The organism is Roseiconus lacunae, assembly GCF_008312935.1.
Classification (GTDB): domain Bacteria; phylum Planctomycetota; class Planctomycetia; order Pirellulales; family Pirellulaceae; genus Stieleria; species Stieleria lacunae.
The window spans coordinates 581,883-593,238 of the sequence record NZ_VSZO01000053.1; the positions used below are offsets into that span (position 1 = coordinate 581,883).

Consider the following 11,356-nt stretch of genomic DNA (forward strand, 5'->3'; position numbering starts at 1 on the left):
CGACGCACTGACGAAGTTCGAATCACGAACCTAGATTCCACAAGCAATGAGCGACTTCGTCTAGCCCTATGCATTGGAATCACCCCAGCCGTTGATTGACAAGAGATCACTCGACAGAACTAGGTGGCAGAACCAAGTCGGCTATTCTTCTGGCTTTTCTTTAATCGGCTGGATAAACCAGTCTTCGTAATCAAACACCGGTGAGGGAGGCAACGGAGGTAACTCTTCACCGGTCAGTTTTTCGATCGACCAAAAGCAAGCACGCCCGACGCCATCGCCCCGCATCGTTGCATATTTCCGTAGTGCCGGCAGAGCCTTCTCGGCATTCATTCGCCCCAAACTGATCGCACACATGTGACGGACGTCGTGGAACTCGGGAATCAGTGCTTCCGTATCGGTCAGACGTTCAATCATCATGTCCACGAGGTCATCCACCGTTTCGCCTTCGTGAATGATGCCAAGTGACCAGCATGCCGCGCCTCGGGCACGTTCTCCCAGAGTCAAATTCCGCGGCACATACTGTCGCATCAGGTTTTCCGCTTCGCCGTAGTTCATTTCACCAAACGCCAAGAACAATTGTGCGAGCAGATAATGTGGCCCTGGCATGTCGGCGTTGTATTCATTGGACCGAAAACGATCGAAGATCTCTTGGGCGCGACCGAGCATTGCGCCAAGGTGTTGGCGATCGCCCAATCGTCGCAGTCCCCAACCGGCGGCGATCATCGTTTCGCCTCGCGGGTGACGGATCAAGTCGACCAGTCGATCACCGGCGGGACGATAATTCAAGCTGACCAAGACACGAGTGGCTTGTTCACAGCCGCGCCAATCGTCGCGATCGAGGACGCCCATCGTTTGTGAAATCACTTCGTCAGCCAACGAGTTTTCTTTGGCAAAGCGATACAACATGGACGCTGCCTTTCGGCGCAAGGTCGGATTCGCGTCCGACAATAAATGCGCCAGCGGAGCGACATCGGCACGCTCACCTTCCGCATGAAGGATGTCCGCCGATGCATCGCGAACGGCATAATCAGAATGGTGAACCGCATCACGCGCAACGGTTTTAACGATCTTCGGATCGACCGCAAGCAACCTGCGAAGCGCGGCCGCTTTGACAAATCCGTCCTCTGTTTCGGCAAGCTCTTGAAGCAACTTCTTCGCTTCGTTGTCTTCGTGTCGGGACAAAAGTGCGACGGCCAGCAACGGATCAAGACGACTGGTCGTCGAAGACGCTAAGTCTGACGCGTCGCCAACTAATCCCTCTCGATGCAGTTCGCCCAACGCCCGCGCCGCGCATAAACGAACGGTCACACGGCGGAGTGAATCTTTGGCAATCGCCTTGATGTCGTCTGAACTTTGAATGTCAACGATCGCAGCCAATCCTTCAATCGCTGTTCGAAGATCAACTTCACGTGCGGTTGCATCGTTCAACCGATTCGTCCAAGTATCCCGAAACGAATCATCTTTCCATTGAACTAATGCGGGTTCGACCAAACTACGAACCGGAGCCCCGTAGTCAGTCGCTTGCCGGACAAGAAATGGGATAAGACTTTTATCATTAAAGCGAATAACTGTCTTGATCGCAGACCGCCGAACCGATAGTGGCAACGATTTATCTTCGGTGAGTTCGACGATCGCCAGCAAAGCCTGATCGAGATCCGGCATGCCGCGTTGCTTAGCGATACCGATCGTATCGATCACGGTCCGCTGAAGCTGGGCATCGGAACGCTGCAATGCCTGTAGCCATAGTTTCAGTGGCTCCGGCGAAACCTCGATCAACCCTGGCGGGCTAACGAATTTCGGGGCTTCGTACATCACATAATCGACATCCAGAATCTGATCGGGACCTTTGTCCGTCCGTTCTTCAGTCCGTCCGTCGGCAACTGACACGTTGTCCGATCCGTCGGTAGATGTCTCTTGCGCATCGACGTTGAATGCCCCGGCCATCAAGCCGATCGCAGAGAGTACGATGAATCTCCAATTGGACTCGAGCACCGGTCGAATCCGCTTTCCCATGATGCGGTTTAGACGGGGCGTGTAAGTCGCCATACTTGGTATCCAAAAAGACAGAACATGATTGCAGATAAAATGCCAGCGAACCAAAACGCATCGGGTAGCAGATCGTAGGATTCGAAACCTGGCGAGTTAATGACCGATAAAGCCGCACAGGCTGGGTTTGTCGACAACGCGGCGTTGACGAAGTCGTAACCAAACGGGGCGTCACGTCCGAGCCAGACCAGTAACGGGGCGACGAAAATCGAGATCACGATGATGTACGTCACCGTTGTCGCGCTCGCCGTGGTCCGAAAGAAACTTCCCACGGCGGCGCTGACGGCAAGCGTGTAAATGACTGTCAGCAGCAAACAGAGTAATACCAACCGAACTTGGACGATCATCTGCGGCTGGATGTAGATCATCACCAAATAACCTGGCAGCGTGGCCAGAAGCACCAAAGTAAGCGTCCAGAGTACGCTGAGCAATTTTCCGCGGATGATCTTGCTCGCCGACAGCGGCGTTAAACGAAGCAACTCCCAACCGCTGCCATCACGTTCGCCGCTGATCAAGCCCGACGCCAAACTGGGTGTTAGTACGACGATCAGAATCACCTGCAAAACAACCATCAGGCCGCCGATCGTCTCGGTTCCCCAGGCGGTCACGCTGGTCGCCGCGGCAAAGGTGAGCGCGACCGACAACATGGCCGAAATCGCGACAAGTCGGAACAACCATTGAGACCGCCCGAAGCGACGACAGCGGAACTCCTTGACCATCACCGGATTTAAGTACCAGGGGATACCCGCTTTGCGACGCTGCGGATCGACGATGTACATCAACCGGCGAAGTACACGCTCGCCCGTACTCCGGTCATCGGTGATCACGCCTTGAGCCCGCGAACGGTCAAAGATCCGATAATTCAGCCGTGACAGTGTCCAGACCGCACAAACGAGACTGCTAATCGATGCAAAGACGACGAAACGCGGCCAAGTTGACTGGCCGATCAAACCTCGTTGACCAGGCGATGATTGTTGCATCAATTCGGTCAGGACCGGGATCGGCGAAACGCTTCTAAGGTAACCGGAGACGGTCCCAAGGATTCCCGCATCGCCGACAAAAAACGCAGCGGGAAGTAGCGTCAGCAACGCCGTAACGAAAATCGCAGTGTAGGTGATTCGTACGCCCGCATCGGCAGTGTGGACATAGCTACTGACCAACATCGCCAAGGTCACGTAATGAACGATCAACAGCACCAGCAGCAAATAAAAACGCAAGATACCGCTATAAAGATCGACGCCCCCCATCACATAGCACGCCGCCGCACCGGGCAGGCTGGCCATCAATACCAGCGCGGCGAACATCAAGATGCCTGCCAGTTTTCCGAGGTAAATCTTCAGTGGCGTGAGTGGCGAGTTCAGTAATAACGCCAGCGTACCGTCGTTCTTTTCGTTGACGATCGAAACCGCTGGAAATGCCGGGACCAAGAAAATCACACCGGCTAACAATCCGTAGCCGAACATGCGAAACACCTGAAGGGACTGTTTGCCACTTAGATCGACAGTCCCCGCACTCGGCCATCGCAAAAGAACCGCGACCATAAAAACAATCGTCAGTCCGAAAAGCACCGCGAAGGCCTTTCGCGAACGCAAGATTCCCAAGAACTCGCGTTTCGCGACCGGGTTGGATGCGGAATCTGCCGTCGTTTGGGCGTGTCCGGAACTAGATTGAGGGATTGCTTCTGTAGCCATTGGTTACGCTTCCACCTTCGCCGCATCGGCGTCGTTGCCCTGACCGGCAACCGATAGAAAGGCGTCTTCCAGGTCCGTCGGAACTTCACGAAATTGCGATACCACTTGCCCTTGCTCGATCAAGTGAGCTAATAGCGGGGCGAGTTCCGCATCGGTCTTGCTGGTCGAGAAGCGAACAATTCCCTCGGCATGAGCCGCTTCGGCCGTCGTCTCGCCCGATGTACTTTCGAGCCAACGGTTGGTCACCGAAGTCGCTTGGTCAACTTTTTCGGCATTGACGAGCTGGACTTCCATTGTCCGTCGCTGTTTGATGTCAAGCATGATTTCGTCAACCGTCCCGAAGGCACGTAGTTTGCCTTTGGTGATCATCGCGACGATATCACAGACTCGGGCTAGTTCCGGCAAAATATGGCTGGTAACGATAAGCGTCTTTCCCATTTCAGCCAGACGCAGAAGCATGATGCGCATGTCGATTCGAGCTTGCGGATCCAATCCGTTGGCCGGCTCGTCGAGAATTAAGACTTCCGGATCGTGCATCAAAGTTCTGGCAATCGCGACGCGTTGTTGCATCCCGCGACTGAGTGCGTCGACAAATAAATCTTTCATGTAGGTCGCACCGGCAATCTCCAGTACTTCGTCGATGCGTTTCATACGCGGACGGCGACCGATACCATACGCGGCGCCGAAAAAGTCGAGGTACTCGCCGACACGCATATTGTTGTACTTGCCAAAATCATCAGGCATGTAGCCGACGAGGCGTTTAATTTTACGGGCTTCGGTCACACAATCGGCCCCGGCGATTCGTGCCGATCCACTGGTCGGCCGGGCCAAGCCGACAAGGATGCGAATCGTGGTGGTCTTCCCCGCCCCATTGGGACCGATAAAGCCAAGAATCTGCCCGCGCGAGACCTGAATGGAAAGCGAATCGAGCGCCGTAAATTCGTCGTAGCGTTTTGTCAGTTCGTGTGTTTGAACGACGGGTTCGTCTGAAAGAGAAGGCTTTGTCACGGATGCTGTCGAAAGGCGGTAAGGAAGGGGCCCTAGATGGAAATTGCAAGTGTTGCACGAAAACTTGCTCTATCGCACCACGCCCTCGGCATCGATCGTCAGTTGATCGATTTGCCAAGTTTTATTGGTGTTGTCTGATTCAAGAATGATGGGGGCTAGGCCCTCGGGGAAATCTTGCGAGTTTGGCGACTCGCTTCCCGGGGTCGCGCGACGGCTTTGCTGTGGAGACGGTGCAATGGAGGAATCATCGCCCGGATCCGTCGGTGCACCGACAGACACAGTCAAAACCAAGCCCCCGTGTTGATCGGTTTCCAGCACCGAAGGATCATCGATCGTAAAGCGAACCGTTCCCGTCGGGCTGTTTTCCTCGAACACCGTGGACGATTGGTCGCCATGAATCGCTTTGATCGTCACTAGGCGTTCGGGGGCCGAGATGCGAAGTGTGACGTTAACACGCTCCAAATCGACTTGCCCGATCGCAGTGGGAAAACGAAACAAAAGATCGGTTTCAGTTGACTTCGTCACATCGGTCAGCCACTTCCCACTGCGAGGATTGAAGAGTGCTGAGATCCCACGATATTTGGCAAACGAATCGATCTCGATAAACGTCGATGGGATTCGGATGCGAGCCCCCGATTGTGGCGGAACGATCTTCACGGGGACCGAGACGAGTGCCGTTCCCGTGCGAACGAATGATTCGGAGATGCCCAGACCAATGTCTGTCGGGTCGGTCCAGTACAACAACTGAGTCCCGTTGGCTAAGAAACTTTGCTCTGCATCGGCGAACAGTTCTCGAAGTACTTCTTGTCGTTTTGATTGGGTGTCATCCATCAATGTTGCCGAAACGAATTGTCCGTCCGTCAAACTATCTTCGGCCCGAATTCGCACTTCGATCCTGTCGTCGTTGACCGATGACGTTGCGGCTGTATTGGCTGCTGGAAACGAGGCAAGAAAGGGATCTTCGATCGTTGCCGTCGCTGAGTTTGGAAAGCTGCCGAGGAATCCTGCTTCGTCAAAAGTACCGACGAGCGGATGAACCAATGACGCCGAATCGGAACCATTTTCTGTCGACTGGACGAACGCGGTCGAATCAGAAAACCAGTTTTCAACGGTACCGGGCGGCTGATCCGGTTGGATCCAGCGACTCGATCCGTTATCAAGCCACTGCGCTCGCTTGGTGCGGTTGCCGGACCAGTCGAGAGGTTGAACAAACGTGTTTGGGGCGGACGACAATTCAATCGGTATTTCCTCTTGGCAATAGACCGCGAAAGTCGATTGGATGTCTGCTTCGTTGGTCGCGTCGTTAAGCACAACTAGTTGTGCCGAAGCTATGGTTGTCGGAATCGATCCCGAGTTCATCTTGCCAATCCATAACATCGCCGTACTAGAAATGATTGCGACCACGGGAACCAACAGCGCGAGTCGCTCAAGCCGTTGTTGACGCATCCACCAAAGTCCACCGAGGGCGATCAAGATGGTGTTGGAAACCATCAATAATGCCGCAATGCCTCGGCTCGGGATTTGATAGCCGATTTGGTCGTTGACCACGGGGACCATCGCCGTGACCGAATCGATTGGTTTTGCACGAGGCTCGAACAAACGACGCGAGATTTGCCCCAGTCCGATCGACGCTCGACCTTCAGGAAGCATCCAGCCCTCGATTCCCAGCGTGGTAAACAAAACTTCGCCGTCACCGACCGGTTGCCAAAACGCCGCGGGCCAACCGTCGATCTGGCAACTGATATCGTCGGATTCAGTCAAGACCCGCACGAAGTCAACCGGACGTTCAGATTCCCATGATTCACTCGTGAAGTTTGACGAGTAAACAACGTCCGAGGTTTCGAGCTTGAATTGATTCAGTTGTGTCGCATCGGCGATATCGTAAACGGCATCATCACCAAGTAGTTCGCGGACAATTCCCGAATCGGTGCGATCAAGCATGATCCATAAGCGACCTCCGCGACGGAGCCAACGGCGAATCGTGCCGACGCCTGCGGTGTCGTTTGAAAGTGAATTGCCGGCGATCACAATCTGATCGAGCTGGTCGAGGCCGCCATGGGTATCGGGAAGCAGGTTCGCTGCGAATGCGATGTTGGGTAATTCCATCGATTGTTGGATCGCAGTCGAACGACCGACATTGATGAAACTCATCAGAGCCTGTAAACGGTCGACTTGGCGTCCGGTAAAGTCAATCTCCGCCGCGTCAGAAATGACGCCTGTATTGATCTCCATTTCAGTCAACAACAGCGATCGCTCGACGATGGCCGAGTCTGTCCAATCGGGCCGCAGCGACTCGCCATCGGGGCCTTCTTCCAGCGACATCGTTGTCAGTGGGATGTTGACCCGTTCTGGATCTTGCTGAGGCGGTATCAGCACAGGCAACCAAGTTTTCCGGCGTGACTTGGCCGGAAGCCAAAACTTCGACGAGAATTGGACTTCTGGGTCTCCATCGATGTAGACCGAAACAGTCTCCGTCTTCTCTTCGTCGGTTCGGTTGACGCCGACGACACTCAGTGGCGTCCAACGATTCCCCGAAGCTCGTTGCACGATTGATGGTGCGATCGTGACTGACGTACCCTGCGGCCGAGGCTTCTCGTCATCAGTCGCTGGCATACTCGGCCGAGAGTCCCCTTGCCCGCCGTCTTGCGCGTCGGTTTGAGCGAAACAAACCGTCGAGAACAGACCTGCGCTTCCCGACAAGCAAACAAACGCAGCAATGCAAATCAACAGCGGTCGCGGCGCGAGAGGTCGAAACGGGGTTAGGGACATAAGTCAGGATCAATCCGGGGCTGCGGACGGTGACTGCAGGCAAATGCCTCAGTCAAAGGAGGCGAAGCAAGATCCTAACGGTGTTTAACGGTAATTAAAACTGTCTAACACCCAGTTCAAGGTGATTTTAGGTTCAGTCGATTTGTGAACGCCAGAGTTTGTCCCGGTTAGCCAAATAAACCAGGGCCCATCAACCAATTCGAGGCTTCGAAATCGACGATTCCGCTTGTTTCTTCCGACGAACGGAGTTTTCCCCGATCAATGGAAGCTGGTCAGATTCGTTCGTTCGCGACCTATGGGTTTACCTCTCGATGGCCCCAATACCACCCCTCTGTCGATGGCGTATAATTCGGGCCCAATGCGATGGTGAGATCTAGCAATCGAAGCCAACTTTGACATTCTTTCCGCAGCGCGATCATAGATGCCGCGCTCGGTTGCATTGGTTTCGCTACTGTGTCGCTTGAGGAGTGTTCGGTCAATGAAAGGCGTTTTGTATCCGGTTCGATCGCACGTCCATTCACTCGTGTCGACGATTCACGCACTCGGCGGCTGCCAATTGCGTTTACCTCAAGCGATATCGTGTTTGCCTTCTGTGACACTGAGGGTCGTTGGAATCGTCACGTTGGCCATGGGGGCTCATGCTCTTCCCGCCAGAGCTCAGGAAATGAACCTGGTCGCATCGCCACCGACGGATTCAACCATTGCGATCATCGGAGCAAAGTTGATTGACGGACGAGGCGGCCCCCCTGCAAACGATGCTTGTATCGTGATTCGTGGCGACCGAATCGCCGATGTCGGCAAGCGAACCGAGATCACGATTCCCGATGGAGCGACGGTGATCGATGCGGCCGGTAAAACTGTATTGCCAGGATTCTTTGATACCCACTTTCACTCTCGCCATTCCGTTGAGCAGCCAATCAAGTATGAACTGCATCATGGAATCACCTCGTTTCGTGATCCGGGCCATCCGTTTAAGTATTACGAAACTCTACTTTCCAGCAACGCACTGATCCCGCGAGTGTTCCTGTGCGGCGGCCATCTCGACGCACCGCCGGCGGTTTGGCCTGATCAAGCCGAAGTCATCACCTCCAACGCCGAAGCCAAACAAGCGGTAGCCAGCCACGTTGCCAATGGAGCTTCTGCGATCAAGGTTTACTTTCGATTACCGCTCGAGCAAATTCGCGCCACCTGCAACGCTGCGCAACAGCGAAACATTCCCGTGACCGCGCACCTTGAACTCGTCGACGCCGACGATGCCATCAAAGCCGGAGTGATTGGAGTCGAACACATCACAAGTTTTGGAACCGCGATTGCTTCTGATGATCTATCCGAACGATTTAAATCCATCGTCAGCGAGGACTCGGCGGCTAGAAGGGAGTGGCGATTTCGTTTGTGGGCTCAAGTGCAAATCGAGAACAATCCCAAGGTTGACGATTTGATCGATCTCATTGTCAAACGTGAGGTCTTTGTATCGCCGACGCTAGCGATTTTTGAACGACGGCAGGGTGAGAAGGATGCGACGGAAACAGAAGTGACGGCATTTAAAAACATGATGGCTTTCTTCAAGCGTTGTTATCAAGCGGGCGCGAAAGTTGTTGTTGGGTCACATACCGCGGCACCCTATGCAAGCCGGGGAAAAGCATTTCTGCGTGAAGCGGAGTTGATGGTGCAGGCCGGCATGGAGCCGATCGATGTCCTGACCGCAGCAACAAAGAATGGCGCTGAATTCTTTGGTGTCGGCGATCGACTTGGCACGATAGAGACTGGAAAGCTGGCCGACTTGGTTATCGTCGACGGCGATCCGACTGGGGCGATCAAGGCCATCGACCGCATTGTTGACGTCATGATCAACGGACAATGGGTGCCTGGATTGCCAAACTCCGTTTCGCAACAATGATGGGGGAGGACGCACGCGATCTTGTCCCGTTCGTTCATACGATCAGCGACAATGGCAATTCAAAACATCGATCGTGGTTTCGATTCTTGTGCTTCGTCAACCTTTGCAATCAGGATTAGCCGATTGCGTGAAGCTTTTTTTGCTGATTTTGCCGAGCGGATGCAGCGATGTACAAATACGAATCAGGACTAATAAGGAACACGCGCTCAACGGTCCACTCGTAAGACGCCAACGATTGAAAGGCTTTCAGGTTTTTTAGAACGAACGAAAGAGAGTCTGTTCCGTTACGACCGGAAGTGGCCAGAGAGTTGTGCCTCAAAAGCAAAACGCCTAGTCACTTCAATGACTAGGCGTTCGCAGGTTTCATCAAACGAAATGTTCGACGGGGCGATCAGTCGCGAACAATCACGCGACCGTGCTTGGTGATCACGATGTCGACACAGGTTCCGCAGCAAGCGAACTTGTAGGTCAAGATCTTGCGACCGAGGAAACCGCGGCGGCATCCGACGTAGCATGGTGTTTGGCCTGCACACTCAGCCGGGACACAAACCGAAACGGGGTATTTGCAGCACGTGACAGGGTCGGTCACGCAGAACGAAACTTTGACCGGAGGTGCTGGGCAGCAGACCGGTGCCGGCTCGCAGCAAGGTGTTGGCGCGGGGTCGCAGCAGCCAGCATTGGCAGCGGCGGGAGCAAGAGTCGACAAGCACAGTGCGGCGACAGCTACGAAAAAGGGAACACTTTTCATCTGGAATTCCTTGCAATTTGAAGGTTGCAAAAACAGGTGCCAATTGAGGTGCCATGCAGAAAACAACCTGGGCACCGTTACAGATGGTTAAGCTTCGCCTAGCCGCAAAAACTACGCAAGTCCCCTAAAACGACACAATTGGGGAACTTCCGTTGCAGTTTCGATCGATTTTGACGCTTGGATAGCGATCACGCCCGAATCGACGGCGACCGTTGCAGATGGCGGCCACTCATCGAAGTCACTTTTTTGTTTCCGTGTCCAAGCGGATAGTGAGAATCGTTGCGGTGAGCAAACGGGAGGCGTTGGCTACGTACGGTGTTGACAACAGACGCACTGACCTCGCGCTTGCCGTGCTTGTGTTGGTACCAAGGTTCGATGAGATGTACTAACAGCCACCGTAGTTTGTACGCAACCGACACATGACCGAGTTTGAATGTCCCCAGCGATCGCTTCGGACGTTGCGTCGACTCGTCTTGATCGATGCGTCGGTGTGAGATCGAACGTCAACCTTTTGTGCTTCGTTACTAACGGCGTGTTGCTTCGCCCATCATGCTCCAAGGTGACTGTAACTTAGAACTTCGCTCCCACTAGCGTCTCGGTGCGTTTGAACGTTCGATAGGTGTTGGCGTTGGTCAACGCAGTGCAAGCGTGACCACGACCACTCGGTTAAACCTGAAGTCGAATCGAAGCAAGATAATCGATGTGATCATGAAGCCTCATTCCGAACGCGGGCAACTTTAAAGTTGGTCGACAACAGTTGTCGGAGAGGCTCGGATCACGGCCTTATCGCTTAGTTAGTGATGAAGTATCGCAACTGGGGCACAAAGATTTGAATGTCGGGATGGGAGCGCATACACTCGCCTTGTCCCCTACGCTTTATCTTTAACGTTCTGTCGTTCCCGCCCGCTGATGTCCAAAGGTGAATCCATGAAGTGTCTTATTCCATTTGTCTCTCGTTATGCCGCTGTATTGTTGACCTCTGTTACCATCACTGTGGTTGGGTGTGGAACGGAGACAACGGAAACGGTGGAAGAAAACGAACTGGCAAGTTATTTGGACGAGCATCCCGAACTAGCAGAGACGGTCGAAGACGACACCGATCCTGCCGAAAACAATGAGTGATTGATTCCATCGTGAACGGGAGCGTTGTTGGTAGCACTCCCGATCATCGTTGACTCCCTATTCCCGAATATTTTT

7 protein-coding genes are annotated in these 11,356 nt (G+C 53.9%); 2 read left to right on the forward strand and 5 right to left on the reverse strand.

The annotated features are described in order from the left end of the window. Positions 1–141 precede the first annotated feature (141 nt). The 4 genes from FYC48_RS25110 to FYC48_RS25125 form a co-directional block, all read right to left on the reverse strand. Positions 142–2,046 (reverse strand): HEAT repeat domain-containing protein, encoded by a 1,905-nt coding sequence (locus FYC48_RS25110; protein ID WP_149499529.1) that lies wholly within the window; start codon positions 2,044–2,046, stop codon positions 142–144. Beyond that, positions 2,022–3,737 carry an ABC transporter permease gene (locus FYC48_RS25115; protein WP_149499530.1) on the reverse strand — a complete coding sequence of 572 codons (1,716 nt, stop codon included), beginning with the start codon at positions 3,735–3,737 and terminating at the stop codon, positions 2,022–2,024. Before FYC48_RS25115 ends, FYC48_RS25110 begins: the two co-directional genes overlap by 25 nt. A gap of 3 nt (positions 3,738–3,740) precedes the next feature. Further along, positions 3,741–4,745, reverse strand: a complete 1,005-nt coding sequence (locus FYC48_RS25120) for an ABC transporter ATP-binding protein (RefSeq protein WP_149499531.1) — start codon at positions 4,743–4,745, stop codon at positions 3,741–3,743. A gap of 69 nt (positions 4,746–4,814) precedes the next feature. Beyond that, positions 4,815–7,514 (reverse strand): hypothetical protein, encoded by a 2,700-nt coding sequence (locus tag FYC48_RS25125; RefSeq protein ID WP_149499532.1) that lies wholly within the window; start codon positions 7,512–7,514, stop codon positions 4,815–4,817. 478 nt (positions 7,515–7,992) lie between these two features. Between FYC48_RS25125 and FYC48_RS25130 the strand changes: the two genes are divergently transcribed. Beyond that, entirely contained in the window at positions 7,993–9,411 is a 1,419-nt protein-coding gene (locus FYC48_RS25130) for an amidohydrolase family protein (RefSeq protein WP_160149762.1), read from the forward strand. 391 nt (positions 9,412–9,802) lie between these two features. Here the strand turns inward: FYC48_RS25130 and FYC48_RS25135 are convergent, their stop codons facing one another. Beyond that, positions 9,803–10,159: a hypothetical protein gene (locus FYC48_RS25135; protein ID WP_149499534.1), complete on the reverse strand. Its 357-nt coding sequence runs from the start codon at positions 10,157–10,159 to the stop codon at positions 9,803–9,805. 927 nt (positions 10,160–11,086) lie between these two features. Between FYC48_RS25135 and FYC48_RS25140 the strand changes: the two genes are divergently transcribed. Continuing rightward, complete coding sequence (locus FYC48_RS25140) at positions 11,087–11,281, forward strand: hypothetical protein (RefSeq protein ID WP_149499535.1); 195 nt, start codon at positions 11,087–11,089, stop codon at positions 11,279–11,281. Positions 11,282–11,356 lie beyond the last annotated feature (75 nt).

What these genes read in the sequence shown, in the direction of transcription:
- FYC48_RS25115 (WP_149499530.1), bottom strand. Translation starts at nt 3,737, where the DNA reads ATGGCTACAGAAGCAATCCCTCAATCTAGTTCCGGACACGCCCAAACG.
- FYC48_RS25125 (WP_149499532.1), bottom strand. Translation starts at nt 7,514, where the DNA reads ATGTCCCTAACCCCGTTTCGACCTCTCGCGCCGCGACCGCTGTTGATT.
- FYC48_RS25130 (WP_160149762.1), top strand. Translation starts at nt 7,993, where the DNA reads ATGAAAGGCGTTTTGTATCCGGTTCGATCGCACGTCCATTCACTCGTG.
- FYC48_RS25140 (WP_149499535.1), top strand. Translation starts at nt 11,087, where the DNA reads ATGAAGTGTCTTATTCCATTTGTCTCTCGTTATGCCGCTGTATTGTTG.
- FYC48_RS25110 (WP_149499529.1), bottom strand. Translation starts at nt 2,046, where the DNA reads ATGGCGACTTACACGCCCCGTCTAAACCGCATCATGGGAAAGCGGATT.
- FYC48_RS25135 (WP_149499534.1), bottom strand. Translation starts at nt 10,159, where the DNA reads ATGAAAAGTGTTCCCTTTTTCGTAGCTGTCGCCGCACTGTGCTTGTCG.